Genomic DNA, 26,969 nt, shown 5'->3' with positions numbered 1-26,969 from the left:
GGTGGTCTATAAACTGGTCACTGAACTGAGTAATCACCACCCGATTCAAGTAATCTGTCATGCCTTGGAGATCAGCCGAAGTGCCTACTATGAATATCGACGGGGTTTGAGCTATCAAGTATCTGAAGAGAAACGAAAGCTCATTGGTGCTATGCAGAAAAGTTTTGCCGATCATCGTCGTCGATACGGCAGTCGTCGGTTAACGCCGGAATTACAAGAGCAAGGTTATTCGGTGGGACGGCATCAACTCCGACGGCTGATGCGCCGTGAAGGATTAAGGGCAATTCAGCCCCGAAGCTTTATTCCCCGAACGACGGACAGCCGCCATAGTGGACCTTTTAGTCCTAATTTGTTAGCAGATAGCCCATTTCCTGCCGCGCCAGGGTGTGTACTGGTTGGGGATATTACATATATTCCTTTGGTTACTGGAGAATGGGCCTATCTGGCTGCCTGGATGGATCTGTATTCTCGCCTGATCGCAGGCTGGCAGATTGAATTACACATGGAAGAATCGCTGGTCCATGAGGCCTTGAAAAAAGCCTTATTGCGTCGCAACCTGAATCCGAATGCGATCGTACATTCCGATCGGGGTGGCCAGTATATTGGCAAGTCATTCCGCAATACCCTACTTACTAATCAAATTCAACAGAGTATGAGCCGACCCAACGATCCGTACGACAATGCGTTTATGGAATCCTGCTGGTCCAGGCTGAAAGCTGAACTGTTAGAAAACGGAGCCTTCCGCTCACTGGAAGATGCCCGAACTGAATTATTTGATTACATTGAATGCTATTACAATCGCAAACGGCGGCACTCGTCGCTGGGCTACCTCAGCCCCGAACAATATGAAAACCAGTATTATTTAACGTTAAATCAAAACTTGCATAGTTGACTGTCCGGCTAAACCGGACCACCCCATGCGTCTGCGATTTTACCGAAGTCCCGCCATCACCTAATATGGTGGGTTGCTTTATGACCAATAATCCTAAAGTTTGCTTTCTTGTTGATGAACTGTCTAAGGCTTCTTTGAATTTAATGCCCATCTCACCTGTCGGTGAATATTACCATCTAAAAAAGAAGAAGTAAAACAGAGTGAAAGTTTAAACACTTAAATAGGATGACAAGCCCGGGCCTCCCTTCGGCTTATCAACAGCGGAACTTTGATGTTTGAGTGCGCTTCAAAGCCGATACGAGTATTCGTCCCGCCACTTGTCGCTTCATCCGAATTACTTCCATCCAGAAACGGTAGCAATTATCCTTTGATTCTAAGAGTTTTTAACAATAACCTGAGTGGAAGACTGGCTACGCTGACCGTCTGACTTGCGTAATTCAATCTGGTATACGCCGGGCTTAGTTTTTTGCCGGTCAAAGTAAAACTGGACATAATCTGGACTGTAGCCATCATTGCCAACTGTCAATTCAATCGGTGATGTCCCATCTGCGGGGATTGCATAAATTTGATAGTCTTGTAAGCGACCATCATAGAGATTACTAACGGGTAAGTTGACTAAGTACCTTTGATAGTTTTTTAGGTTTATAATCAGGCTATCCATTCCCGCTTGCATTAATTCGAACCGGACAGGACCAGCTGCTTTTAATAGAAGTTGATAGTCTTGATAAGTGGTTAGTGCCGTGTTGATGGGCCGTACTCGTAAATAGGTGGGCTTGCTGTTATCATAAGTGGTTACATCGAACGAAAATGGTTGTTCCAGTGATGGAGTCAGGTTTGGGTTAACGGGGCCTAAGACTGCATTGATGGAGGTCTTTACCAGTAGATTCATGATTCTATCTCGAATGCGACCTGCCTTAAAAGTGGAAGGTGAAACGGTAATAGTATGGGTTTGCTGATCTATATCAACACGAGTACTCGGATCGTCAATTACGCGCGCCTGTTGAATTTGGAGGGGTTGGTCAGCTACTACATCCGCTTGATGGCAGGCTGTTACTAATCCGATCAGTAAGCACAGCCAAGTTGTATAATTTTTTTTCATAAATAGTTTAGTTATTTAAAAGAATACCACAATTGGAAGGTGTTTTCCTGTTGTATGAGTGCTGCTGCGTAAGCTTTGCTAAGATAGCTATTAGTCTAACTTGGCAATGTTACCACCCTCATAATACCCTCGGCTTTTGGTGATTTTAGGGTAATGAAGTGTCGCGTGAACCGGGCGGGTTTCTGGGTAGTAAAATCTCATCTCCAAAATCACCCTCCCGAAACCGGTTGGTATGAATCTTGCGTTGTACTGGCTGTTCTACAAACATATGAAGCAACTGGTTTTTATTCTTTCCTTCCTGCCGTTCTTTGCGGCGCAGGCCCAGTCCAAGTACGAAAACAACCCCGACTACGTGCTCTGGTCGGCTACCCGGAAGCTGCAAGCCAGTGATTATCGGATGGCCCGTCCGCACCCTCAGGGAAATACCCCGGTGGTGGGCATGATTCTGGTCGGATACGATCTGCGTGGCTACGACCTCTACTCCAAACACCTCAACAAAAAGGTGGTCAACTACCTGCAGCGCTCGGGTTCGTGGATGGATACGACCAATTATGAGCCCGACCTGCTGCTGACGTACGAACAAACCCGCTTCGATATTCTGGAAGTGTACGCCCGCAAATTGCGGAAAGAGTTGAAGGATAACCGCCGCACCATCATCCTCAGGGGTGGGCAGACCTTCGATGCCCGCCACGAGCAGCTCATGGCCGAGTGCAACCGGCTGATTGTGGAATATTCGGACGATACCGACAGCGGCCGTCTGGAGGCAAAGCAGCGGCAGTGGGAAGCCAGAATTCAGACCATGCTGGCCGAACTGGCCGAATACGCTTACGACCGATGAGCACCTGAGGGCAGCCCCTCTTCGGGGAAATCATTCGAACTTAACTTAATCACAACGCTATGGCAGGATTGAAAGAATCAATACCGACCAGAGCGAAGAATCTGAGTGGAGCCCGGACTTCTACCATCAATATACCTACCAACCAAAGCAGATTCAGATTACCAGTTTCGACTACCTGCCTGCTACTCAGCAGTGGAAACAAAAGGCAAAATATACGTATACGCTGAATGATTCCGGCCAAGTAATACGGATCGTTCACATTCTGGACAAATGATTACTTGGGAAAACCGACCAAGAGCCTACCCATCAAGCACAAAACCTTTGATGAGGCAGGAGAAATGACGGCCGTTTACGAGTTACTGTACCAGTTTGATGCCAAGGGCTATGTAACCTCTCGAACAACTACCTACACCGATCCTACCGGTAAGTATAGTCCCCAGACTTACGGCAGTACATTCACGTACGAGTAAGGGCATCGGGAACGGAAATTCACCGGGAAGGGCCTCTTTCGCAGGGGCGGCCTTGGTCCCGGTCCATTCCCTGAAAGAGGCAGTTTTGGACCTGAATGCTGACGGCGAACGCTTCAGAGTCCGCTTCCATTGCCGGAAAGATTGCCGGCGCAGCGCCCGGACAGGTTCCCCGCCAGCGTTTGGCCAATCGGGGAAAAAGAAAAACAAAGTACTAGGCGAATGAAAAATCCTTCGTAATTTGCGCCCAGAAACGGTTTTTCCTTCGATTTCAGGCCGGGATGGCGGAATCGGTAGACGCGATGGTCTCAAACACCATTGTCTGCAAGGACATGCCGGTTCGAGTCCGGCTCCCGGTACTCAGTTTTTTGACTACATTTCATCAACCGCTTCGTTACTTTCTGTTCGAAGCGGTTTTTTTATTCCTTCCGGCAACGTTTGCGGAACCTGAACAACAAGACCACAGTCCTTTTTTATTAATCTAGTACCTGCAACCTGTTTATTTATGTCAACCCTCTCTCTTGCTCTCGAACACTTGATTCCGGCGGAAAGCAGCATCCCGGAAGAGTTCCGGATTCAGGAACTTCACCAGCGCGAGTACCTCATCGACGGCGAACTGCGGACCTGGGACGGACCCGTTCAGGAAGTGCTGTCGCCGGTCTACATCCAGACCGACCGGGGTGCCCGGCGCAAGGTCATCGGCAGCTATCCGCTGCCCGCTTCGGATATCGAAGCCATGCAGGCCCTGGACGCGGCCGTCCGGGCCTACGACAATGGCCGCGGCGAGTGGCCAACCATGTCGGTAGCCGACCGGATCGCCTGTATGGAGCGTTTCGTCGGCAAAATGATGGAGCGCAAAAGCCAGATCGTGTCCCTGCTCATGTGGGAAATCGGCAAAACCCTCGGCGACTCGACCAAGGAGTTCGACCGGACGGTGGAGTACATCTACGACACCATTGATGCGCTGAAAGACGTGGACCGGGCCTCTTCACGGTTCCGGATCGAACAGGGAATTATTGGCCAGATCCGCCGCTCGCCGCTTGGCGTCGTGCTGTGCATGGGACCGTTCAACTACCCGCTGAACGAAACCTACACCACCCTGATTCCGGCCATTCTGATGGGCAACACCATCCTCTTTAAGCCCCCCAAGCACGGCACTCTGCTGCACTTCCCGATGCTCGAAGCGTTTAAGGAATGTTTCCCGAAAGGGGTCGTCAACACGATCTACGGACGGGGCAATACGGTTGTTCCGGCGCTGATGCGGTCGGGGAGAATCAACGTCCTGACGCTCATCGGGTCGAGCCGGGTAGCCGATCAACTCAAGAAATTACATCCGAAAGTGAACCGCCTCCGCGCGGTGCTCGGCCTCGACGCCAAAAACGCGGGCATCATCCTCGGCAATGCGGACCTCGACCTGGCCGTGAAGGAATGCCTGCTGGGCACGCTTTCGTTCAACGGGCAGCGCTGCACGGCCATCAAGATCGTCTGGGTGCATCGGTCCATCGCCGACCGCTTCCTCGAACGCTTTACCGAAGAGGTCAACAAACTGAAACCGGGCCTGCCCTGGGAGAAAGGCACCCAGATCACGCCGCTGCCGGAGCCGCAGAAACCCGCTTACCTGACCGAATGCCTGCGCGATGCCGAGGCCCACGGCGCTCAGGTGGTCAACGAGGGCGGCGGCACGGTGCAGGAGTCGTTCTTCTTCCCGGCGGTCGTTTACCCGGTCAGTCCGGCCATGAAGCTTTACCGCGAGGAACAGTTCGGTCCCGTCGTGCCGGTGGTGCCCTTCGACGACATCGAGGAGCCGATTCAGTACATCATCGACTCCGACCACGGCCAGCAGGTCAGCATTTTCGGGACGGACCCGGCCGAGATCGCCAGCCTGGTGGACCCGCTCGTCAATCAGGTGAGCCGGGTCAACATCAACGCCCAGTGCCAGCGCGGACCCGACACCTTCCCGTTCACGGGCCGGAAAGATTCCGCCGAAGGTACGCTGTCGGTCGAGGACGCCCTGCGCTCCTTCTCCATCCGGACGGTCGTCGCCACCAAGGACACGGCCGACAACAAAGCCATCCTGAACGACATCGTCGAAGAACACCGGTCGGAGTTCCTGTCGACCAAGTTCATCTTCTAGGGTTTTCGCGGAGGGGCGGAAAAGCTCCGTTCCTCTCCGCACGAACCCGTCAAGCCCAGGACCCGGACCTTCCAGCCGGGTTTTTTCTTTTTTTTACGGTCCTAAAAAACCGTTTGTGAAGTATGCAGTATAGATTGCCGTCCATGCTGTAGTTTTACACCATCCGAGGGCAATTCCCTTTTGGCTTGCCCCAACCACAAACCAGCAACCTAAACCATGGGTCTTTTTGATTTTATCCGAAACGAATTCATCGAGGTCATCGAATGGGTCGATAACGGTCCGTCGCACGGCTCGACTGACACGGTCATCTGGAAATTTCCGGACAACGGCAACAACATCAAGTACGGCGCTCAACTGACCGTGCGGGAGTCGCAGGTGGCCGTGTTCATGAACGAAGGCCGCATTGCCGACGTCTACCAGCCGGGACGCTACGAACTGACGACCCAGAACATGCCGATTCTGACCACGCTCCGGTCGTGGAAGTACGGCTTCGAGTCGCCGTTCAAAGTGGACGTTTATTTTGTCTCGACAAAGCAGTTCACCAACCTCAAATGGGGCACGCAGAACCCGGTCATCATGCGCGATCCCGAGCTGAAGCAGGTGCGGGTGCGGGCCTTCGGGGTGTTTGCGCTGCGGGTGACGGACGCCGGAAAACTGATTAAAGAATTTGCCGGAACGACGCCCGTGGTCCGCATCGGGGATGTGGAGGCCCAACTGCGCTCGGCCATCGTGACCAACTTCTCCGATACGGTAGCCGAAGCCGGGGTATCCGTGTTCGACATGGCCCGTAATTACCGCGAAATGGGCGACAAGCTCCTGCCGCTCCTGCAGGAACATTTTACGGCCTACGGATTGGAACTGGCCCGGTTCTACATCGAAAATACCAGCCTACCGCCGGAAGTGGAGGCGTTTCTGGACAAAACCACGCAGATGAACATGGTCGGCGATATGGCCCGGTTCCAGCAGTTTCAGGCCGGAGTGGCGCTCGAAGATGCCGCCGAAAACGGCGGAGCCGCCGGACAGGCCATCCTGATGGGCGGCCTGGGAAATTTCATGCAGAACGCCAGCGCGCCCACCAATCCGACGACTCCGGCGGCGGGGTCTGAGGATAAAGGCAAAATCATGGACATGCTGAAACAACTGGGCGAACTGAAGGCGGCGGGCATCCTGACCGAAGAAGAATTCACCGCCAAAAAAGCTGAATTACTGGCCAGACTTTGATCCGGAAGCTGCCTTTCATGGAACATACCGAACTTACCGATATTCTCCGGGCGCCGTGTTCTGCCTGCGGTTCCCAGATGCGTTTTTCTGCCGATAAGCAGACGCTCGCCTGCGACCACTGCGGCAATACGGAACCGCTCGTTTTTACCCGGACCCGCCTGAACGAAAATCCGCTCCAGTTCCGACTCGAAAACAACGCGCTTCCGTCCGCCCCGACGGAGGAAAAGCGGGTGTTCGGCTGCGCCCGCTGCGGGGCCAGAACGACCGTTAATTTTGACAATCCGACCATTACCTGCGCGTTCTGCGGCTCGAAGAATGTCAACCCGGATGCGGTCAAAACGCGCCTGATCGAACCGGCGGGCGTTCTGCCGTTCCGCATTTCCCGGCAGGGCGCGATGGAACGGTTCAGCAACTGGGTCGGCAGCGACTGGCTGGCCCCCTCGGACCTGAAAGCCGGGGCCATGCTCGACAATCTGCACGGTATGTACATTCCGTTCTGGACCTTCGACGCCCAGGCGCAATCCGAATGGGAAGGCGAGGCCGGGCACTACTACTATGTGCCGGTTCAGGTGCGCGACAGCAACGGCCGGATGGTCACCCAGCAGCAGCAGCGGGTCCGGTGGGAATACCGGAGCGGGCACCACGAAGCGTTTTACGACGATCTGCTCGAAATGGCGTCGCGGAACCTCACCCAGCAGGAAAGTCATGTGCAGGAAGTGAGCCGGTACGAATTGCAGGAAGTGGTCGACTACGACCCCCGAATTCTGCTGGGCTGGGAAGCCGAAGTCTACAGCATCGACCTGGTCGAGAGTGCCCGCAAGGCCGAGGAACAGATTCAGCAGCGCGAGGAAACGGCCTGCGCCAACCTCGTCGGCGGGGATGCCCAGCGGAACCTGCACGTCCGGACGCAGCTTTCGGACCAGAGTTTCAAGCACCTTCTGCTGCCGCTCTGGATCTGTTCCTACATGTACAACGGCAAGCTTTACCGCTTTCTGGTCAACGGGCAGACGGGTCAGGTGGCCGGGCAGCGACCCAAATCCGCCCTCAAAATCGCCCTGCTGGTGCTGGCGTTCCTGCTGCTGGTGTTTTTCTTCTGGTATCTCGGGAAAAGGTAAAATGCGGTTTCGCGGCGTTTATCAAAGAAAACCAAAGTTTATCAAAGCATTCTTTGCGGTTCTTTGGCGCTCTTTGATAAACTTTGTGAAATAACCTCATCCTAACGAGTGCTCCAGGCCGATCAGATCAGTAAGTTTTTTGAAAATACCGCCGCCGTCCGCAGCGTCACGCTGGAGGTGCGCCCGGGCGAAGTCATTGGGCTGGTGGGCGAAAGCGGCTCCGGGAAAAGTACGTTCCTGAACCTGCTGGCGGGACTGGCCGACGCCGACGAGGGCACCGTCCGGTTCAACGGCGAACGAATCAAAGGGCCATCGGAGCAACTGGTTGCCGGGCATCCGCTCATCAAACTGGTGCACCAGGAGTACCAGCTCATGCCGAATGTGTCAATTCGGGAAAATATCGCCTACGCCCTGCGCTACTACGAGCGGACTTTTCAGGACTACCGGGTGGCCGAACTGCTGAAAACCTGCCGACTGGAGCACGTGGCCGACCGGATTCCCAAACACGTTTCCGGAGGCGAAAAACAACGGACCGCCATTGCCCGCGCGCTGGCCGAAAAACCGGCGGACGGTCTTCCCATGATTCTGCTGCTCGATGAGCCGTTCAGCCATTTGGACCTGCCAAACCGGATTCTGGTTCGGGACCTGCTGCTGGATGTCGTTCGCCATGAGCGGATGGGCTGCCTTTTTGTGACGCACGACGCCTCGGATGCCCTGTCGATTTCGGACCGGCTGGGTATCCTGCAGAATGGCCGCCTGATTCAGCTCGCGCCGCCCGCCCGGGTGTACCGCTATCCGTACAACTCCTACGCCGCCCGCATGACGGGACCGGCCAATATCGTCCGGGCGAAACAACTGCCGGCGCTGGGCGTCCAGCACATTTTTCACCCCAATGCCGCCGTCTGCATCCGGCCCGAACAGCTGCGCCTCAACGACCGCGGCGCGTTCGGAGGCATTGTGCAGCGGGTGCTTTTCAAAGGTCTATTCTCGGAAGTGGACATCGAAGTAAACCGGCAGACGACCCTGACGGCGCTGGCGACGTACCCTACCGAATTGTCCGTGGGTCAGGTGGTCGGGCTGGATCTGCTGGGTGGGGTGCACTGGCTGAAAGACCTTTGAAGTCCGAACATTGGGCCGCTACGCCGGGTTGTTTAGAAAACACCACGCAACGTTATGTCCAATACCAACAAACAGTCCGAAAATGAGCGGCATTCCAGCAACGAGCCGCACCTGGTCAGCATCAACGAAGATAACGTAACCCCGGAAGGCGCCGACGACAATTCGATGGGCGAACAGTCCTACGGCGAAGACTTCATGGGCAAATCGCATAAGCGGAGGAGCGAGGAGAAAAATGACTGAATGATTGAATGACTGAATGACTGAACAGCTCTGCGGTGTTAGGATTTGCGGAGCTATTCAGTCATTCAATCATTCAGTCATTCCGTTTAAATCGTCTGTGAAAACAGCCGTTCCTTCGTCTCCGCCTGAAGCATCCGCTGGTCGAAGGCCATGCAGATGTTGCGGATGAAGGGGCGGCCTTCCGGCTTTACGGTCAAGCCTCTCAGGTCCCATTCAATCAGGCCGTCGGCTTCGAAACCGGCCAGTTTTTCGGCCAGCGCCCCAAAGTCCGTTTCGTGGTGCTTCCAGTCGTCGCGGTGCCAGTGCGTTTCGAACCGGCACATGATGTTCAGGATGTGTTTGCGGAAATATAGGTCTTCGCGGTTGAGGCCGTGGCCGCGCAGCAGGGGCAACCGACCGGCGTTCACGCGTTCGAGGTACACATCCAGGTCTTTCTCGTTCTGGGCAAAAGCCGTCCACACATCACCGATGGACGAAACGCCCAGGCCCAGCATCACCTTCGTCCGGGTGGTGGTATAGCCCATAAAATTGCGGTGGAGTGTACCTTGCTGCATGGCTTTGTACAGGGCGTCGTGCGGCAGGGCGAAGTGGTCCATTCCGATTTCGGCGTAGCCCGCTTTCTCAAAAAGCGCCCGGCCAATCTCGTAGAGGTGTCGTTTTTCTTCACCCGACGGCAGGTCCTCATCGCGGAAGCCACGCTGGCCGTTGCCTTTGATCCAGGGCACGTGGGCGTAGGAGTAAAACGAAATCCGGTCGGGCTTCAGCAGCAGCGTTTTTTCAACCGTGTTTTCGATGGATTCCGGCTGCTGGAACGGCAGGCCGAACACCAGGTCGTGCGAGATGGACGTGTACCCGACTTCCCGCGCCAGTTCGGTGGCTTTCTGCACGTTTTCAAACGGCTGGAAGCGGTGAATGGCTTTCTGCACGACGGGGTCGTAGTCCTGCACGCCGAAGCTGACGCGGGTGAACCCGAAGTCATGCAGCGTTTGCAGGTGTTCGCGCGTGGTGTTGTTGGGATGACCTTCCCAGCCGTATTCGTATTCGTCCGCCCGATCCGCCCGGGCAAAAAGGCCTTCCATCAGCCGCCGCAGGTTCTCGGGTTTGAAAAAGCTGGGAGTGCCGCCGCCGAGGTGCAGTTCGGCGAGCTTCGGCCGTTCGGGCAGCAGGTTGCAGTAAAGCGCCCACTCTTTCAGCACCGCCTCGATGTACGGTTCTTCCACCGAATGATTTTTTGTAATGCGCTTGTTGCAGCCGCAAAACGTGCAGAGACTTTCGCAGTAGGGCAGGTGAATGTACAGGCTGATGCCCTGCTCGCGGTTGGAGGTCCGGAAGGCATCCTGCAAACGGTCGACCCAGGTGGCTTCGCTGAAAGTATCCGCGTCCCAGAACGGAACGGTCGGGTAGGAGGTGTAGCGCGGGCCGGGAACGTTGTATTTCTGGATGAGGGCGGTGTTGGTCATGGCATTGCAATCGTTCTCCACAAAATTGATGGATAAGCCGTTTGGACAACCTAATCACAATCAACCGCCCTGCTGACTTTGCTCATCCGGCAGGAAGCCGTTCGGCGCCAACTTGCAGAAAATTTACCGTCTATGAGCACCGCCACACTTACCCAAACGACCTGTTTTCACTGCGGCAATGACTGTGCGGAGTCGCCCATTCTGTTCGACGAAAAACCGTTCTGCTGCGAAGGCTGCAAATCGGTGTATGAAGTGCTGAATGCAAACCAACTCTGCCAGTACTACGACCTGACCCAGGCGCCCGGCCAGTCGCCGCGCCTGTCCCGCCTCGAATTTCTCGATAACCCCGATATTGCGGCCCAACTGCTTGAATTTACGGACGGCACGATGGCCACGGCCACGTTCTACGTACCGTCAATTCACTGTAGCTCCTGCCTCTGGCTGCTGGAAAATTTATACAAACTAGCCCCGGCGATCCGTTCGTCGCGGGTGGATTTCCTCAAAAAACACGTACACCTGACGTTCCGGATTGCGGATGTGTCGCTGCGGCAGGTGGCCGAACTGCTGACTTCGGTGGGCTACGAGCCGCTCATCAGCCTCAACGACGTGGTGCAGGAAAGCGAAAAGCCGTCGTACCGTCCGCTGCTGTACCGGCTGGCCGTGGCGGGTTTCTGTTCGGGCAATATCATGCTGTTCAGCTTCCCGGAATACCTCGGCCTCGACGATCCGGCCTTCAAACAGCTGTTTGGTTACCTGAATCTGCTGCTGGCGACTCCGGTGGTGTTCTATTCGGGGTCCGGTTACTTTACGTCGGTCTGGAAAGCCCTGCGGCGGGGCATGATCAACATCGACCTGCCTATCCTGCTGGGATTCGGCACGGCTTACGCCCGGACCATCTACGAAGTCTTCACCCAGACCGGAGCCGGGTATTCGGATTCCGTTTCGGGCCTGATTTTCTTTCTGTTAACGGGCAAATGGTTCCAGCAGAAAACCTACGATTTCCTTTCCTTCGAACGGGATTACAAATCGTATTTCCCGCTCGCGGTGATGAAACTGACCGGAGCCAAGGAAACGCCGGTGCCGGTGGCGTCGCTCAAAAAAGGCGACCGCATCCGGGTCCGGAACGCCGAACTGATTCCGGCGGACGGCATTCTGTACAAAGGCAGCGCAACGATCGATTACAGCTTCGTGACCGGAGAATCGGAACCGGAAGCGAAAAAAGCCGGAATGCTGCTCTATGCGGGCGGCAAGCAGATCGGCGAATCCATCGAACTCGAAGTGGTGCGGGAAGTTTCGCAGAGTTACCTGACGCAGCTCTGGAACAACGACGCTTTCCGCAAAGGGCAGGTGAGCCGCATCCGTTCGTTTGCCGATCAGGTGGGTCAGTGGTTCACCTACGTGGTGCTGTCGATGGCGTTCCTCGTCGGGACGTACTGGTACGTTAACGAGCCTTCCAAAGCGGTCAACGCGTTTACGGCCATTCTAATTGTGGCCTGTCCCTGCGTCCTGTCGCTGTCGTATCCGTTCGCGCTCGGCCACGGCATGCGGATATTCGGGAAGCTGAAATTCTACCTCAAAAACGCTGATGTGATTGAGCAGATGGCGGCCTGCGACACGATCGTCTTCGACAAAACCGGCACGCTGACGTCCACGGAAGCCGCCCGGCCGGTGGAAGAGTTTCGCCTGCCGCTCGATGAAATGGAGTACGCCCTGGTGGCATCGCTGGCCGCGCAGTCGGCCCACCCGCTGAGCCGGAAGCTGTCGAAATACCTGTCGGAGACGATGACCCTGCCGGTGGAAAACTTCACGGAAATAGCCGGACAGGGCGTCAAGGGGCTGGTGTACGGGCAGTCGGTCAAAATCGGTTCGCGGGCTTTTGTCCACCCGTCTATTTCGGGCGAGTCGGATGCAGAAGGCTCGGCCGTGCACGTGAGCATCGACCATGTGTACCGGGGCGCGTTCCGGTTCCGCAACCAGTTCCGGGAAGGCATCGAAGACATGCTGAACGCTCTTCAGAACGACCGCAAACTTTACCTGCTTTCCGGCGACAACGATGCGGCCCGGGCCGACCTGCAACGCTGGTTTCCGCAGAACGGTCAGATGGTGTTCGAGTGCCACCCGCAGCAGAAACTGGACTTTATCCGGCAGTTGCAGGCGCAGGGGCACCGCATCCTGATGATCGGCGACGGCCTCAACGACGCCGGTGCCCTCAAGCAGGCCGACGTCGGCATCGCCGTGACGGACGACACGATCCAGTTCACGCCGTCGAGCGACGCCATTCTGGAAGCCGGCGCCCTGAACCGACTGCCTGACTTTTTGAAATACAGCAAATTCGCCATGCGGCTGATTCATTTCAGCTTTGTCATCTCGCTGATGTACAACTGCATTGGGTTGTCGTACGGCGTCACGGGCAACCTGTCGCCCATCGTGGCGGCCATTCTGATGCCGGTAAGTTCGGCCACGATGGTTCTCATCGCCACCATCGGCATGCGCTGGAAAGCCGGCCAGATGTTCGCCAAAGCCCTGTCAGCACCGGGCCGACGTTCGGTCGAAAGACCCTGACAGGGGTTGGATGGCTTCCTGACCTGATTACATCTGTTGAAAAGAGCCACGCCTGACAGCGGTCCCAAGACACTGTCAGGCGTGGCTCTTTTCAACGAACCGATTTAATTCCCCTTGGGTCGGGCTGTCAGAATCTGCACCGGACCGAGAAGGCCGGATGGCAGCAGTTCCCATTCTTTCCGGATTGTAACGTTGGTTTGCGTGAGGCGTTCGTTCTGCGGCTTGCCCCGGTCGCCCACGAGCCGGTTGCGCCACGAATTGATTACTTCCACCTCCAGCTGGTTGCCCGTCGGTTTCAGAATTCCGCTGACCGGCACGCGGAACGGAGGGGTCCAGACGATGCCGAGGTCGCGGCCGTTCAGTTTCACCCGCGCTACACCCACGTCCCGGATGTCGCCCAGGTCCAGATACATCGGGCCGGTAGCCGGGAGGCCGGCGGCGTCAAAGGTTTTGCGGTAAACGGCTTTTCCGGAATAAAACCGTATGCCCTCCTGCGGATGCTCCGTCCAGCTGATGAGCCTGTCGAAGGTCTGACTGGCCGGGGCCCCGGCCGTCCAGTTGGAATTGAACTGCACCTGCCACGGCCCGCTCAGCGTCGTCACGGTTTCGTACGTCGCGACGGGCAAAGCGGCGGTTCCCTGCTGCGTGGCCGGGATGGGTTTCCGGAAGACCACGAAAACGGAGCCGTACGGGTCGAAGTCCAGCGTAACCGTTGTCTGCCCGTTCTCCTGCCGGAAAGCGGTTGCCGGTTGGGTTTCGCCCGTTACCGGATTCCAGAGTTCGGGCTGGCGGCCGGTGAGGCGGAACGAAGCCGTGACGCGGGCCGCCTCGCGATTCTGACTGCTGACGAAATAATAATCCGTGTCGCCCTGCACCTTGTGCATGAAATCAAAGACCTGATTGGGCCGCGTTCCGGCAAAGGCCGCGTCGGGTTTCACTCCGTCGGCCAGCAGTACCTCGCGGGCCGTTTTGCCCCAGATCACGCGCCCGGCACCCACCGCCCGCTGACCGGCCGGGCTTTCGCCTTTTCCCCAGAGTTCATCGGCGAGCGCCTGTAAACGACCGGCACTGGCCGGATAACCGACCAGACTGGCCGAGGTCGCGGGTTTCGGGCCAATCACCGTGGCCCCGCCTTTGACCAGCTGAGCCACTTTTTCGAGCGCCGCCAGTGAGAGGACCCGGTGGTCGGGCAGCACCAGCACGCGGTAGGAGAGGCCGTGCGGGAGCGTAATCCGGTTATTTCGGATCGAAAGCACCTGCAGCCGGTCTTCGTTGATCACGTCATAATCAAACTCCGGTAACGCTTTGCCCGGGTCGTCCGCCTTTTGCCGGGCGATGTTCGGAATATGGTCGCCGTAGTAATACAGTACGTCGGAAACCGACTGGCCCTGTTGCAGCAGGTACTGGCAGCGGGTGAGGTACTGGATGAAGCCCGTCGACAGGTCCCACCACGTCACGTTCGGGTTGAAGTGCGTCCCGGCGAAATACTCCTGACCGGGCAGGCCCATTTCTTTCGGCGAACAGGTGAAGGTGTGCAGGTAAACCAGATTCAGGCCGGCGCAGAATTCGTGGTCGGCGCTGGATTTCATGTCCGACCAGATGACGTCGTTCCAGTGCGGCCCGATGGTCGTGAACGACTCGGCTCCCACGAACTGCTTGTTGTAGATATGCGCCGCACTCGCCGCCTGCTTGACAAAAAAGCGGCGTTCGGGCGTGGGGCGGTGAGGCGAAGGCGACCAGAACTCGCTCATCATGATGTCGCTGTAGCCGTAGTTTTTTAGCCCGTCGAACGGTCCGGCATGCGGTCCGGCAGACTCGGGTTGCAGGCCGATGCCGTACCGGGCGGCCCGGGCGGCGAACGTGCCGTAGTGTTTCTCGGCCACCAGATCGCTGATCGTTTTGCGTAAATCCGCCAGAAAGCGGTTGCTGGCCTCCCGGTTTTCGATGATGCGCCCCGACACGACCGGCAGATACGCCAGCATATCGTAGCCCCGGCGCTTTTTAAATTCTTCCGCAAACCCTTCCGTCCAGTTACAGCCGCCCGCTTCCCAACTGTCGGTTTGCAGGTATTTCAGCGTTTTTCCGGCCATCGGCCCGATCATTTTCAGCAGCGGTTCGACATGCGTGTCCCAGTAGCGGTTGAAAATCCGGTCGTTGAGCGGGTCCAGCACCCGGCCCTGCCATTTGCCGCTGGAGGTCGATACTTCGGCGTCGGTGGGCGTGTAGCCGAAGCGCATGATGGTCCATTCGCCCGGCGGCACCTGCCATTCCAGAATGCCCTCCCGGTTCATCTTTGCAGACAGGTTCTGAACCGTGTTCGCCGCGGCGTCTTCTTCGCCCGCGGTGCCCGGAACGTCCGTCAGCAGGTAGCGCGTGTCCGGAGCCGACATGCCCAGTTCTTTGAACATCGCTTTTTCGGCCAGATCGCGGATGGGCGGGCGGTTGGCACCGGCTTTTTTCCCAAACGCCAGCACGGTGATGTCGCGGTAATAGTCGTCCTTGCTTTTGGGCAATGGCAGCGCCTGCCGGAACGTCATGGGCCCTTTGACGGTCACCTCCGACCAGGTCAGGTGTTTGGCGGCTTCGGCGGGTGTGATGTCCGGACCGCCGAGGTTCCAGCCGCTCTGGATGCTCAGGCTGAGCACCAGCCCAAGGCGCTCGGCTTCGCGGACGGCGTGGCGGTACAGTTCGCGCCAGGCCGGAGAGCCGAACAGGGGACCTTCCGGCACCTGGGCATTGCCGCGCTGCTCGGCCCCGCCCGCGTCGAAGAGGCAGGCGCCGCTGAAGCCTTTCGCTTTCATTTCCTCCAAATCGCGGGTGATCGCTTCTTTCGTGACGTTGCCGTTGAGCCACCACCACCAGCAGCGAATGCCGGAGGAGCGGGGCGGTGCTTTAAAACTTTCTTCCGAAAAGGCTACCGGCGCGGGCTTTTTCGGCTGGGGTTTGATGCCCGCTACCAGCGAAACCGCCAGTAACGGGATAAGAAGAAGAGGTATGCGCATCTGTCTGAACTGGAATGGGCAGTGATTTTAAGGATTCTTCCGACGATCTGACGAAGACTTCGGAGATAAAAGACGCGAACTTCATGAATTCCACCGCTTTTTGGAGAGGAAATCAATAAAATCTGCGGTAATTCAGGTTCGGACCCGCTTCGGCGTCGGCGGCGATTTCCGCAAGGGGCTGGGAGTAAGCCGGGGGCCAGGGAAGTCAGTTCTCTATTCAACGGCTTGAAAAGTGAGAAGGAATCTGCCTAATTTTGCCCTTTATTCAGGCTTTTGATTCCCCAGCGTTTTGAAAATCTTCCTGAAATCCTGCCGGTCGGCCCGACTGGTGGTGTGTTGATATTCCCAGGTTTAAGCGGTTGCCCAGAATGATTCTTGTTGTTGACGACAGGCCGGAAAATATTTTACCTCTGAAGAAAATCCTGGAATTGAACGGTTTTGCGGTCGATACGGCCGAATCCGGCGAAGAGGCGCTGAAACGGATTCTGAAAACCGCTTATTCGGTCATCATTCTGGATGTACAGATGCCCGGCATGGACGGTTTTGAGGTAGCCAATGCCATTTCCGGTTTCAGCAAAGCCCGCGATACGTCGATTATTTTTCTGTCGGCCGTCAATACCGAGAAAAAATTCATCACCCAGGGCTATACTTCGGGCGGCACCGACTACCTGACCAAGCCCGTCGATCCGGATATTCTGGTGCTGAAAGTGAAAACGCTGGACAAACTGTACCGGCAGCAGCAGGAACTCCGGGCGGCGCAGGAATCCCTGAAAAAGGCTGCCGAGCAGCTGGAAATCCAGGTGCAGCACCGGACGCAGGAGCTGCTGGCGAAGAATGCCGAACTCGAACGGGCCAACCACGAACTCCAGCAGTTTACCTGGGTGGTGTCGCACGACCTCAAAGAGCCGCTGCGGAAAATGCAGATTCTCCAGGACACCATTCGGGAGAAATACCTGAAGGGCAACGAAGAGGCCGTCAGTTACCTCGACCGCTCCATCCGGTCCTCGGCCCGCATGTCCCACCTCATCACGGACCTGCTGACCTTCTCGCAACTGGCCATTCCGGAGCCTTTTCAGCCGACCCAGCTCAATGCGCTGCTGAACGACCTGCTGCCCGATTTTGAAGACATCATCGAACGCAAAAAAGGCCAGGTGACGGTCGGGCCGCTCCCGGTCATCGACGCCATTCCGGTCCGCATCCGGCAGATTTTCCAGAATCTGATCAGCAATTCGCTGAAATTCGCCCGACCCGACGTGCCGCCCCGCATTTCCATCGAAGGAGAACGGATTGGGGAGCGAAGACTCGACGCGCCCGCCGACCCGAACGGTGCCTTTTGCCGCATCCGGGTGCAGGACAACGGGATCGGCTTTCATGAAAAATATCTGGAACGGATTTTTGTCATGTTTCAGCGGCTGCACGACCGGGCGAGCTACGAAGGCACCGGCATTGGGCTGGCCATCGCCAAAAAAAATGTTGAAAAACACGGGGGCCTCATTACGGCACAGTCTTCGGAAGGGCAGGGGGCTGTTTTTGTCCTGGTGCTGCCCCTGCGCCAGTCCCACGTTTAGTTAAAAACTCTGTCTGCGCTTTATCAATCGTCATTCCATGCCAGAATCAATCAATTCCCATTCGGTGGTCAGGCAACTCCGGTTTGTGTTTACCTTCTCGACGGTGCTGCTGCTGTTCAGTCTGGTGGCTTCTTTCTGGAGCATCCAGCGGCTGATCGCCAACTCGAAGATGGTGAATCATACCAACGAAGTGCTGCTGGAGGTGGAAAGCATCATTTCCGCCATCAAGGACGCCGAAACGGGCCAGCGGGGCTACCTGCTGACCTTTAGCCCGGACTTTCTCGCGCCCTATAACGGGGCCTACGGCCGGGTGACCAACAGCCATAACAAACTGCTCGCCCTCACCAGCGATAATCCGGTCCAGCAGCGCAATCTGGCGGAAGTCCGGAGGCTGTACGAAATCCGGTTTGTGCAGATGCGCAGGGTAATCGCGCTTTTTCAGCGCAACTCGACCGCCAGCCAGCGAACCGCGGAACTGAAGCGGGGACTGGTGATCATGCAGAACCTGCGGGCGCAGGTGGATCGGGTCAAAGCAGCGGAAACCGGACTGCTGGCCGAGCGGGTTCAGCGGCAGCAGCTCTACATCACCTACACGCCTTTTCTGCTGGTGGTGGCGGCCATTATCTCCATGCTGATTACGGCCTTTGCCTACGTCCGGATCAAAACCGACCTCGACCACCGCATCGCCCGGCAGCGCGAGGAACGGGAAAAATACCTCCAGACCTCCCGCCGGATCGCGGTCATGGAAGACATTACCCACAAAATTGCCGAAGGCGACTACACCGTACGGAGTGAAGACCTGGAAGACGACGACCTCGGCCGCATTGGCAAAGCCCTGAATACGATGACCGGAGCCCTGCAGCAGACGTTTACGACGTTGCAGAACCAGAACTGGCTCCAAACGGGCAACGCCCGCCTGAGCGACGCCATGCGCGGGGAACGGAACCTGCGGAAACTGGCCGGAAACATGATCGAAACGCTGGCCGGTTACCTGAAGGCCCCGCTGGGAACGGTGTACCTGCTGGAAAGCGAGGGCACGTACCAACTGGCCGGAAGCTACGCCGCGGCGGGTGCCCCCGCCCTCATCCGGAGCGGGGAAGGGCTGGTTGGGCAGGCCGTCAAATCCCGGCATCCGGTGGTCGTCGACGAGGTTCCCGAAAATTACGCCCGCGTCCGTTCGTCGCTGGGAGAAGCCCGGCCGACTTCGCTGATGGTCGTGCCGTTATGGTACGCGGATTTGTGCGTGGGGGCCGTTGAACTGGGCCTGCTCCGGAAGCCGGACCCGCTCGAAATAACGCTGCTGGACCAGAACCGGGATGCGATGGCCATCAGCGTCAACGCCGCGCTGGACTACCGGCGGCTTCAGGATCTGCTGGAAGAAACGCAGGCCCAGTCGGAAGAACTGCAAAGCCAGCAGGATGAACTTCAGAATCTGAATGTGGAGCTGGAAATGCAGGCGCAGAAGCTTCAGGCGTCGGAAGAGGAACTGCGCGTGCAGCAGGAAGAACTGCAACAGACCAACCAGGAACTGGAAGAACGGGGCAAATTGCTGGAGGAACGCAACGACGAGATTCAGACGAAAGTCCGGGAACTCGAACTCACGACCCGCTACAAGTCGGAGTTTCTGGCCAACATGTCGCACGAACTGCGGACGCCGCTGAACTCGATTCTGCTCCTGAGCCGCCTGCTGGCCGAAAATGCCGAACAGAACCTGAACGCCGAACAGATCGAATACGCCCGGGTCATCCAGTCGTCGGGCAACGGTCTGCTGGGGCTGATCGACGAAATTCTGGACCTGTCGAAGATCGAAGCCGGGCAGATGAAGCTCGACGTGCACCAGGTGGCGGTGGCCGAAATCACGGACGAACTGCGGTCGCTTTTTGCCGTCATGGCCCGCGAAAAAGGGCTGGAGTTCAGCATTACCGTCGCGGCGGATGTGCCGGCCACCGTCGAGACGGACAAACAGCGGCTCGGACAGGTCCTGAAAAACCTGATTTCGAACGCGCTGAAATTTACGGCTAAAGGCAGCGTCACGCTGACCATCGAACGGCAGGACGGCCAGCTCAGTTTCCGGGTGGCCGATACCGGCATCGGCATTCCGCCCGAGAAGCAGCCCATCATTTTCGAGGCGTTTCAGCAGGCCGACGGTTCGACAAAGCGCAAGTACGGCGGCACGGGCCTCGGCTTGTCCATCAGCCGCGAACTGACCAAGCTGCTCGGCGGCGACATCCAGCTCAAAAGCGAGGTGAACCGGGGCAGCGAGTTCACGGTCCGGATACCGTTCCAGCCGGAGCAGCCGTCGGCTCCGGCGCCGGTGGCGGTCCAGGCGCCGGTGGCCCTCACGCCCCGGCCGACGGGGCACGCCCGGTTTATCAGTCCGCACATTCCCGAACCGATTCCCGACGACCGGCAACTCATCCGGGAGCAGGACAAAGTCATTCTGATCGTGGAGGACGACCCGAATTTTGCGAAGACCCTGCTCGATTTTGCCCGGAAAAAAGGCTACCGGGGGCTGGTGGCGGTCCGGGGCGACGAAGGGCTGGAGCTGGCGACGCAGTACCGGCCGCAGGGCATTCTGCTGGATATCGAACTGCCCGTGATGAGCGGCTGGGAAATCATGGACGCGCTGAAGGCCAACCCGCAGACCCGGCCCATCCCCGTGCACATCATGTCTTCGCACCGGATGAAGAACGAAAGTCTGCTGAAAGGAGCCATCGATTTTGTGGACAAGCCGGTCGCCTACGACCAGTTGCAGGATATTTTCAAAAAGCTCGAATACGTCCTGAACCGCAATCCGAAAAAGGTTCTGATCGTGGAAGACAATCCGAAGCACGCCAGGGCGCTGGCGTACTTCCTGGAAACGTTCAACATCAACTCCGAACTGAAAAGCGACATCCGGGAGGGCGTCGGTGCTCTGAAACAGAACGAGGTGGACTGCGTGATTCTGGACATGGGCATCCCCGACAGCAAGGCGTACGAAACGCTGGACGAAGCCCGCAAAACGCCGGGTCTGGAAAATCTGCCCATCATCATCTTTACGGGCAAAAGTCTGTCGATGTCCGAGGAGCTGAAAATCAAAAAATACGCCGATTCGATCATCGTCAAAACGGCCCATTCGTACCAGCGCATGCTGGATGAGGTGTCGCTGTTCCTGCATCTGGTCGAAGAGTCGCAGCCGGGCGGTCCGCAGGGGCCCGTCAAACGGCAGACCGGGCTGAAACAGGTGCTGGCCAACAAGACCGTGCTGGTGGCGGACGACGATGTGCGGAACATTTTCTCCCTTTCCAAGGCGCTGGAGCAGTACAACATGACCATCATCCCGGCCCTCGACGGCAAGGAGGCGCTGGAGAAACTGGAAGAAAACCCGTCCGTCGATGTGGTGCTGCTGGACATGATGATGCCGCAGATGGACGGCTACGAGGCTGCCCGAAAAATCCGCGAAAACCCGCGCTGGAAATCCCTGCCCGTGATTGCTGTCACGGCCAAAGCGATGACCGGCGACCGGGAAAAGTGCATTGACGCCGGAGCCTCGGACTACATCACCAAGCCGGTGGACGTAGACCAGTTGCTGTCGCTGCTGCGCGTATGGTTGTATGATAAATAAAAAAGAAACAGGGCGGTAGGGGTTACCAGAGATACTTTATGCTGGAGGAGGAAGAGCTCGATTGGCTGCTGAATGACTTAATGGAATGCTACGGCTACGACTTCACGCAGTACGCCCGGACGTCGCTCCGGCGGCGCATCGCCCGGATTCGGCTGCTCGACGGGTTCGGCGACCTGCTGGAACTCCGCCGCCGCATCCGGTCCGATGCGGCGTACATGCAGCGGTTTGTCGAGGAGCTGACGGTCAACGTCACGGAGATGTTCCGGGACCCGTGGTTTTACAAAACTCTGCGGAACACGGTGCTGCCGACGCTGGCGGCCAAGCCGTTTATCCGCATCTGGCACGCGGGCTGCTCGACGGGGGAGGAGGTTTTTTCGATGGCTATTTTGCTGAAAGAAGAGGCGCTGCTCCAGAAGACGCTGCTCTACGCCACCGATCTGAACCCCGACGTGCTGGAAAAGGCCCGGAGCGGCATCTACAACCAGGCGGCGCTGAAGGAATATACGCAGAATTATGAGCTTGCGGGCGGGAAAGCGAATTTTTCGGACTACTATACCGCGCATTACGGCCACGTCAAATTCCGGGAAGAACTGAGCCAGCGCATGGTTTTCGCCGTACACAACCTCGTTTCGGACCGTTCCTTCAATGAATTCGACCTTATTCTCTGCCGCAATGTGCTGATCTATTTTAACAGGGAACTGCAGAGCCGGGTACTGGCGCTGTTTGACGAAAGCCTCGGCACGCTTGGCTATCTGGCGCTGGGGTCAAAGGAAACCATCCGGTTTTCGCAGTTGCAGACAGGGTACCAGCAGGTAGGAACGGACAAAATATGGCGAAAGCTTCGATGAAGACAGAACGGAAAGTGGTGGTCATCGGCGGGTCGGCGGGGAGCATCGACGTGCTGCTCCGGCTACTGCCCGCCCTGCGGGGGCCGCTCCGTTTCGCAATCGTCGTGGTGATTCACCGCAAAAACGCCGCTGACTCGGTCCTGGCGACGCTGCTGGCCTTTAAAACCGAAATCCCGCTCAAAGAGGTGGAGGATAAAGACCCGATCCTGCCGAACACCATCTACCTGGCTCCGGCCGACTACCACCTGCTTTTGGAGCGGGAAGGCTTTTTTTCACTGGATGATTCCGAAAAAATCAACTTCAGCCGCCCGTCCATTGACGTGACGTTCGAGACGGCGGCGGATGTGTACGGGGCCGGGGCCGTCGGGATTCTGCTGTCGGGAGCCAACGCCGACGGGGCGGAAGGGCTGAACGCCATTGCCCGGGCGGGCGGACTGACGGTCGTGCAGCAGCCCGAAACGGCCCGGGTGGATTTTATGCCCATGCAGGCGCTGGCGGTGGCGGCGGTGGATCGGGTCCTGAATACGGACGACATGGCCGCCCTCCTCAACGGCCTCAACCGGCAGGAGTAACTCCGCCGCGCTTATTTTTCTTTCCGAAAAACCACCCGCTGCACGTTCCGGACGGTATAATTCACGACGCCTTCTCCGGTTGTTTCGCCTTTCTTCCCCGAAGTCACTTCAAAAATGAGGTTTTCGCCGACCCGTTCGTAGGTGGCCGTCAGCAGGTTGCCACTGACCTCGAACACGTTGTAGAGCTTGTCTCCGACCAGATAAGTGTCGAGCAGAATGCCGTTACCTTCGTCGGTGACGTAGCGGTTCGCGGCTTTGTCCGTCAATTTGAGGGCATAATCCTTCACCACGGGGTTTTTGACCGAAAGGTATTCGGTTTTCCAGGCCCAGACGGCGGGGTCGGCGGTCCGGGCGACGGTCATCCGGACGGGGACGCTGTCTTTGACGACTCCCTGATAATAGAGATGCAGGGTGCCTTTCCAGACGCCGAGGCAGCGGTCGGGGAAAGGGGTCTGGGCCGGAGCGGCGAGGGAAATACCGCACCAGAAAAACAGAAGCACAACTACTCGGGTCAGCATCGCTGGCGGGGAACAGGGCATGGGGAATTCGTTAAATCAGGGCTGAAGATACGAAAATCGAACCGAACGCCGGATAAATGTCAGGTCCCGGACGTCCCCACTGACCCAAATCACTCCCCTCTCTGACAATCCTCATGGGTCGCCGGTGCCATTAGTGGCAATTTTGAACAACCAAAAGTAACCACTACGGCCATGCAAGTCATCTTCTTCATGATTGGCGTAAGTCTTCTGATGGCACTCGGGTTTCTGGGGGCTTTTTTCTGGTCGATGCGAACCGGCCAGAACGATGATCTCTACACGCCCTCCATGCGGATGCTGCTTGATGATACCAGTTCTGAACCTTCCTCGTCACATAATAAACCTGTTTCTGTAACTAAGTAAACCATGAATGTATCTCTCGAACCTTCTGCACACGCGGCCCCGGAAAGGCGTCAGCCCGGCACCGCCGCCGCGCCTGTAGTGGAGCGTTTCGCGTACGACAACCTGATTGTCCGCAACTTCGGTATCGCCACCATCATCTGGGGTATCGTGGGAATGCTGGTCGGGGTGATCGCCGCGACGCAGCTTTTTGCGCCGGCCGCCAACCTCGGTAACCAGTACACCACGTTTGGCCGGATTCGCCCGCTGCACACCAACGCGGTTATTTTTGCCTTCGTTGGGAACGCCATTTTCATGGGTGTTTATTACTCCCTGCAACGGCTTTGTAAAGCCCGGATGTTCTCGGACCTGCTGAGCAAGATTCACTTCTGGGGCTGGCAGCTCATCATCGTTTCGGCCGCTCTGACGCTGCCGCTGGGAATCACCACCTCCAAGGAGTACGCCGAACTGGAATGGCCGATCGACATCGCCATCACGCTGATGTGGGTGGTTTTCGGGATCAACATGTTCGGTACCATCATCAAGCGCCGGGAGCGTCACCTGTACGTGGCCATCTGGTTCTACATCGCGACCTTCATCACGGTGGCCGTGCTGCACCTGACGAACTCAATGGAAATGCCGGTCAACTTCCTGAAAAGCTACTCGCTGTACGCTGGGGTTCAGGATGCGCTCGTTCAATGGTGGTATGGTCACAATGCCGTGGCGTTCTTCCTGACGACGCCGTATCTGGGCATGATGTACTACTTCCTGCCGAAGATGGCCAACCGTCCGGTTTACTCCTACAAACTGTCGATTCTGCACTTCTGGGCCCTGATTTTCATCTACATCTGGGCGGGTCCGCACCACCTGCTGTACAGCTCGCTGCCCGACTGGGCGCAGTCGCTGGGCGTGGTGTTCTCGATCATGCTGATCGCTCCGTCCTGGGGCGGGATGATCAACGGGCTGCTGACGCTGCGCGGCGCCTGGGATAAAGTGCGCGAAGATGCGATTCTGAAGTTCATGGTCGTGGGTCTGACCGGCTACGGGATGGCTACCTTCGAAGGTCCGATGCTGTCGCTGAAAAACGTCAACGCCATCGCGCACTTCACGGACTGGGTCGTTGCCCACGTTCACGTCGGTGCCCTGGCCTGGAACGGCTTCCTGACCTTTGCGATGCTGTACTGGCTGATCCCGCGTATGTACCACACGCCGCTGTTCTCCAAGAAGCTCGTCAACGTTCACTTCTGGATCGGTACACTCGGTATCCTGTTTTACGCCGTTCCGATGTACATTTCCGGCTTTACACAGGGGATGATGTGGAAAGACTTCACGGATGAAGGTGTCCTGAAATACCCCAGCTTCCTGGAAACGACCCTGCAGATTCTGCCGATGCACATGATGCGGGCCGCGGGCGGTGTGCTCTACCTGACAGGTACCATCATTATGGCCTACAACCTGTTCAAGACCATGGCGGCGGGTTCGCTGACGGCCAACGAAGCGGCCGAAGCTCCGGCGCTGGAAAAAGCCTACACGCCGACCGGCCACGATGCCTACTGGCACCGCTGGTTTGAGCGCAAGCCTATCCCCCTGCTGGTGGGTTCCCTGGTGGTTATCCTGATCGGTTCGCTGATCGAACTCGTGCCGACCTTCATGGTGGAATCGAACGTACCGACCATCTCCACGGTGCAGCCCTACACGGCTCTGGAAGTTGAAGGCCGCGACCTGTACATCAAAGAAGGCTGCGTAAGCTGCCACAGCCAGCTGGTTCGTCCGTTCCGCTCGGAAACCGAACGCTACGGCGAGTACGCCAAAGCCGGCGAGTTCGTCTACGACCACCCGTTCCTGTGGGGTTCGAAGCGTACGGGTCCGGACCTGCTCCGCGAAGGCGGCAAGTATCCTGACTCATGGCACTACCACCACATGCGCGAACCGGCTTCCATGTCACCGGGCTCGATCATGCCTGCGTATCCGTGGCTGCTCGAACAGAGCCTGAGCTACGCCAGGACCGGCGATAAGCTGGAAGCGCTGAAAGCCGTTGGCGTGCCGTACGACAACATCCAGATCGCCAACGCCCAGGCCGACGCCGAAGCACAGGCGCAGAAGATTGCGGCGAACCTGGCCAAGGAAGGCATCAAAGTAGCCCCGGACAAGGAAATCGTCGCCCTGATTGCCTACCTGCAGCGCCTGGGAACGGACATCAAGAAGCTGGAAACAGCCCAAAAGTAATTATGAATTAAGAGTTAAGAATTATGAGTTGGTCTGGTCCAGACCAGCTAACTCATAACTCATAACTCCTAACTCTTAACTGAATATGTTTAAGCAATTCATCGATAAAATTCCGGGTGCGGACGTCTTCATGGTGACTTCGTTCGTGACGTTCATGGTGTTCTTCGTCCTGGTCGGTCTGTACCTGTTCATTGTAGACAAGAACCACCTCAAGCATCTGGCAAACCTGCCGCTTGAAGATTCAAACGCCTAATATTTCTGATTGATACCGCTATGACCTTATCAACCATCCTGCTGCAGGCTGTTCCGGCCGCAGCAGCCGCAGAGAAACCTCTGCTGGAGATAAAAACACCTGAAGACCTGTTCCTGGCCGTTATCCTGTGCTGCCTTGTTGCGGTCTGCGCCGTGGTGGCCGTGGCTACCTGGTCTCTTTACCTGAACGTGAAGAAACTGAGCCAGCCTGCCGGGGCCGTCGAGGCGGTGGAAGAACCCAAAACGTTCTGGCAGAGCCTGACGGGTCTGGTTCCGCTGGCCAAAGAAAAAGACCTGAAAATGGACCACGAGTACGACGGCATTGCCGAACTCGACAACCCGACGCCGCCCTGGTTCATGTACCTGTTCTACAGCACGATCGCCTTTGCGGTGGTCTACCTGATCGGCTACCACATGACCGGCACGGGCAAACTGCAGATTCAGGAGTATACGGAAGAAGTCACCGTGGCCGAAAAAGCCCGGGAGGAATACCTGGCGAAAGTGGCCGGCTCCATCAACGAAAACACGGTGACCTTTGTCCGGGAAACCGCCGCGCTGGAATCGGGCAAGACGCTCTTCAACCAGTACTGCACCGCCTGCCACGGCCAGAACGCCGAAGGGAAAGTCGGTCCGAACCTGACGGATGAATACTGGCTGCACGGCGGCGACGTCAAGGCGGTCTTCCACACCATCACCGAAGGGGTTCCCGAAAAAGGGATGGTCGCCTGGAAAAAACAACTGAACCCGCTGCAGGTCCAGCAGGTCACCAGCTACATCCTTTCCCTCCAGGGCAGCAAGCCCGTCGGCGCCAAAGAGCCACAGGGCGAAAAGGTAGATATGCAGCTGGCGCTGAAATAGTTATGAGTTAAGAGTTA

At 57.2% G+C, this 26,969-nt stretch carries 20 protein-coding genes and 1 tRNA gene; 17 read left to right on the top strand and 4 right to left on the bottom strand.

Translation table 11 applies throughout. The annotated features are described in order from the left end of the window. The first annotated feature begins 1 nt into the window (after position 1). A complete protein-coding gene (locus ORG26_RS00885; protein WP_266366459.1) occupies positions 2-892 on the top strand; it encodes an IS3 family transposase in 891 nt (296 codons plus the stop codon). A 373-nt stretch (positions 893-1,265) separates the two neighbouring features. Here ORG26_RS00885 and ORG26_RS00880 read toward each other — a convergent pair whose 3' ends face one another. After that, entirely contained in the window at positions 1,266-1,991 is a 726-nt protein-coding gene (locus ORG26_RS00880; protein ID WP_266366457.1) for a hypothetical protein, read from the bottom strand. A gap of 232 nt (positions 1,992-2,223) precedes the next feature. Here ORG26_RS00880 and ORG26_RS00875 point away from each other — a divergent pair, with 232 nt between their 5' ends. The 7 genes from ORG26_RS00875 to ORG26_RS00845 all read left to right on the top strand — a co-directional run bounded on the left by ORG26_RS00875 (position 2,224) and on the right by ORG26_RS00845 (position 9,125). After that, complete coding sequence (locus ORG26_RS00875; RefSeq protein WP_266366455.1) at positions 2,224-2,829, top strand: hypothetical protein; 606 nt, start codon at positions 2,224-2,226, stop codon at positions 2,827-2,829. Between the two features lie 742 nt (positions 2,830-3,571). Further along, positions 3,572-3,655, top strand: a tRNA-Leu gene (locus ORG26_RS00870). Between the two features lie 146 nt (positions 3,656-3,801). Next, a complete protein-coding gene (locus ORG26_RS00865) occupies positions 3,802-5,430 on the top strand; it encodes an NADP-dependent glyceraldehyde-3-phosphate dehydrogenase (RefSeq protein WP_266366453.1) in 1,629 nt (542 codons plus the stop codon). Between the two features lie 216 nt (positions 5,431-5,646). Continuing rightward, a complete protein-coding gene (locus ORG26_RS00860; RefSeq protein WP_266366451.1) occupies positions 5,647-6,651 on the top strand; it encodes an SPFH domain-containing protein in 1,005 nt (334 codons plus the stop codon). Between the two features lie 17 nt (positions 6,652-6,668). Then, positions 6,669-7,766: a TFIIB-type zinc ribbon-containing protein gene (locus ORG26_RS00855; protein WP_266366449.1), complete on the top strand. Its 1,098-nt coding sequence runs from the start codon at positions 6,669-6,671 to the stop codon at positions 7,764-7,766. 108 nt (positions 7,767-7,874) lie between these two features. Further along, complete coding sequence (locus ORG26_RS00850) at positions 7,875-8,885, top strand: ABC transporter ATP-binding protein (RefSeq protein WP_266366447.1); 1,011 nt, start codon at positions 7,875-7,877, stop codon at positions 8,883-8,885. A 54-nt stretch (positions 8,886-8,939) separates the two neighbouring features. Next, positions 8,940-9,125, top strand: a complete 186-nt coding sequence (locus ORG26_RS00845; RefSeq protein ID WP_266366445.1) for a hypothetical protein — start codon at positions 8,940-8,942, stop codon at positions 9,123-9,125. An 86-nt stretch (positions 9,126-9,211) separates the two neighbouring features. On the opposite strand, the gene hemN is transcribed toward ORG26_RS00845, so the two are convergent. Then, positions 9,212-10,585, bottom strand: coding sequence for an oxygen-independent coproporphyrinogen III oxidase (gene hemN / locus ORG26_RS00840; protein ID WP_266369471.1), 1,374 nt, complete (start codon positions 10,583-10,585; stop codon positions 9,212-9,214). Between the two features lie 132 nt (positions 10,586-10,717). On the opposite strand from hemN, the gene ORG26_RS00835 reads away from it, so the two are divergent. After that, positions 10,718-13,147 carry a heavy metal translocating P-type ATPase gene (locus ORG26_RS00835; protein WP_266366443.1) on the top strand — a complete coding sequence of 810 codons (2,430 nt, stop codon included), beginning with the start codon at positions 10,718-10,720 and terminating at the stop codon, positions 13,145-13,147. A gap of 104 nt (positions 13,148-13,251) precedes the next feature. On the opposite strand, the gene ORG26_RS00830 is transcribed toward ORG26_RS00835, so the two are convergent. Continuing rightward, entirely contained in the window at positions 13,252-16,149 is a 2,898-nt protein-coding gene (locus ORG26_RS00830; RefSeq protein ID WP_266366441.1) for a glycosyl hydrolase, read from the bottom strand. A 368-nt stretch (positions 16,150-16,517) separates the two neighbouring features. Here ORG26_RS00830 and ORG26_RS00825 point away from each other — a divergent pair, with 368 nt between their 5' ends. The 4 genes from ORG26_RS00825 to ORG26_RS00810 are packed head-to-tail and all read left to right on the top strand — an operon-like array spanning position 16,518 to position 22,741. Further along, positions 16,518-17,717: a hybrid sensor histidine kinase/response regulator gene (locus tag ORG26_RS00825; RefSeq protein ID WP_266366439.1), complete on the top strand. Its 1,200-nt coding sequence runs from the start codon at positions 16,518-16,520 to the stop codon at positions 17,715-17,717. 37 nt (positions 17,718-17,754) lie between these two features. Next, positions 17,755-21,321, top strand: a complete 3,567-nt coding sequence (locus tag ORG26_RS00820) for a response regulator (protein WP_266366437.1) — start codon at positions 17,755-17,757, stop codon at positions 21,319-21,321. Positions 21,322-21,359: 38 nt separating this feature from the next. Continuing rightward, positions 21,360-22,169: a CheR family methyltransferase gene (locus ORG26_RS00815; protein ID WP_266366435.1), complete on the top strand. Its 810-nt coding sequence runs from the start codon at positions 21,360-21,362 to the stop codon at positions 22,167-22,169. Next, a complete protein-coding gene (locus tag ORG26_RS00810) occupies positions 22,166-22,741 on the top strand; it encodes a chemotaxis protein CheB (RefSeq protein WP_266366433.1) in 576 nt (191 codons plus the stop codon). The genes ORG26_RS00815 and ORG26_RS00810 overlap by 4 nt, the downstream gene beginning before the upstream one ends. A gap of 11 nt (positions 22,742-22,752) precedes the next feature. On the opposite strand, the gene ORG26_RS00805 is transcribed toward ORG26_RS00810, so the two are convergent. Then, positions 22,753-23,259, bottom strand: a complete 507-nt coding sequence (locus ORG26_RS00805) for a hypothetical protein (protein ID WP_266366431.1) — start codon at positions 23,257-23,259, stop codon at positions 22,753-22,755. A 192-nt stretch (positions 23,260-23,451) separates the two neighbouring features. Between ORG26_RS00805 and ccoS the strand changes: the two genes are divergently transcribed. From ccoS to ORG26_RS00785, 4 genes are all read left to right on the top strand, one after another. After that, positions 23,452-23,640, top strand: a complete 189-nt coding sequence (gene ccoS, locus ORG26_RS00800; RefSeq protein ID WP_266366429.1) for a cbb3-type cytochrome oxidase assembly protein CcoS — start codon at positions 23,452-23,454, stop codon at positions 23,638-23,640. Positions 23,641-23,643: 3 nt separating this feature from the next. Beyond that, a complete protein-coding gene (gene ccoN / locus ORG26_RS00795; protein WP_266366427.1) occupies positions 23,644-25,842 on the top strand; it encodes a cytochrome-c oxidase, cbb3-type subunit I in 2,199 nt (732 codons plus the stop codon). A gap of 85 nt (positions 25,843-25,927) precedes the next feature. Beyond that, positions 25,928-26,095, top strand: coding sequence for a hypothetical protein (locus ORG26_RS00790; protein ID WP_266366425.1), 168 nt, complete (start codon positions 25,928-25,930; stop codon positions 26,093-26,095). Positions 26,096-26,115: 20 nt separating this feature from the next. Next, positions 26,116-26,952, top strand: a complete 837-nt coding sequence (locus tag ORG26_RS00785; RefSeq protein WP_266366423.1) for a cbb3-type cytochrome c oxidase N-terminal domain-containing protein — start codon at positions 26,116-26,118, stop codon at positions 26,950-26,952. Positions 26,953-26,969: the final 17 nt, after the last annotated feature.

Origin of the sequence: Tellurirhabdus rosea, from assembly GCF_026278345.1 — a bacterium.
Classification (GTDB): Bacteria; Bacteroidota; Bacteroidia; order Cytophagales; family Spirosomataceae; genus Tellurirhabdus; species Tellurirhabdus rosea.
This window is presented reverse-complemented; position numbering and strand designations above follow the sequence as displayed.

What these genes read in the sequence shown, in the direction of transcription:
- ORG26_RS00790 (WP_266366425.1), top strand. Translation starts at nt 25,928, where the DNA reads ATGTTTAAGCAATTCATCGATAAAATTCCGGGTGCGGACGTCTTCATG.
- ORG26_RS00785 (WP_266366423.1), top strand. Translation starts at nt 26,116, where the DNA reads ATGACCTTATCAACCATCCTGCTGCAGGCTGTTCCGGCCGCAGCAGCC.
- ORG26_RS00855 (WP_266366449.1), top strand. Translation starts at nt 6,669, where the DNA reads ATGGAACATACCGAACTTACCGATATTCTCCGGGCGCCGTGTTCTGCC.
- ccoN (WP_266366427.1), top strand. Translation starts at nt 23,644, where the DNA reads ATGAATGTATCTCTCGAACCTTCTGCACACGCGGCCCCGGAAAGGCGT.
- ORG26_RS00880 (WP_266366457.1), bottom strand. Translation starts at nt 1,991, where the DNA reads ATGAAAAAAAATTATACAACTTGGCTGTGCTTACTGATCGGATTAGTA.
- ORG26_RS00815 (WP_266366435.1), top strand. Translation starts at nt 21,360, where the DNA reads ATGCTGGAGGAGGAAGAGCTCGATTGGCTGCTGAATGACTTAATGGAA.
- hemN (WP_266369471.1), bottom strand. Translation starts at nt 10,585, where the DNA reads ATGACCAACACCGCCCTCATCCAGAAATACAACGTTCCCGGCCCGCGC.
- ORG26_RS00860 (WP_266366451.1), top strand. Translation starts at nt 5,647, where the DNA reads ATGGGTCTTTTTGATTTTATCCGAAACGAATTCATCGAGGTCATCGAA.
- ORG26_RS00810 (WP_266366433.1), top strand. Translation starts at nt 22,166, where the DNA reads ATGAAGACAGAACGGAAAGTGGTGGTCATCGGCGGGTCGGCGGGGAGC.
- ORG26_RS00865 (WP_266366453.1), top strand. Translation starts at nt 3,802, where the DNA reads ATGTCAACCCTCTCTCTTGCTCTCGAACACTTGATTCCGGCGGAAAGC.
- ORG26_RS00875 (WP_266366455.1), top strand. Translation starts at nt 2,224, where the DNA reads ATGAATCTTGCGTTGTACTGGCTGTTCTACAAACATATGAAGCAACTG.
- ccoS (WP_266366429.1), top strand. Translation starts at nt 23,452, where the DNA reads ATGCAAGTCATCTTCTTCATGATTGGCGTAAGTCTTCTGATGGCACTC.
- ORG26_RS00845 (WP_266366445.1), top strand. Translation starts at nt 8,940, where the DNA reads ATGTCCAATACCAACAAACAGTCCGAAAATGAGCGGCATTCCAGCAAC.
- ORG26_RS00830 (WP_266366441.1), bottom strand. Translation starts at nt 16,149, where the DNA reads ATGCGCATACCTCTTCTTCTTATCCCGTTACTGGCGGTTTCGCTGGTA.
- ORG26_RS00825 (WP_266366439.1), top strand. Translation starts at nt 16,518, where the DNA reads ATGATTCTTGTTGTTGACGACAGGCCGGAAAATATTTTACCTCTGAAG.
- ORG26_RS00805 (WP_266366431.1), bottom strand. Translation starts at nt 23,259, where the DNA reads ATGCTGACCCGAGTAGTTGTGCTTCTGTTTTTCTGGTGCGGTATTTCC.
- ORG26_RS00835 (WP_266366443.1), top strand. Translation starts at nt 10,718, where the DNA reads ATGAGCACCGCCACACTTACCCAAACGACCTGTTTTCACTGCGGCAAT.
- ORG26_RS00820 (WP_266366437.1), top strand. Translation starts at nt 17,755, where the DNA reads ATGCCAGAATCAATCAATTCCCATTCGGTGGTCAGGCAACTCCGGTTT.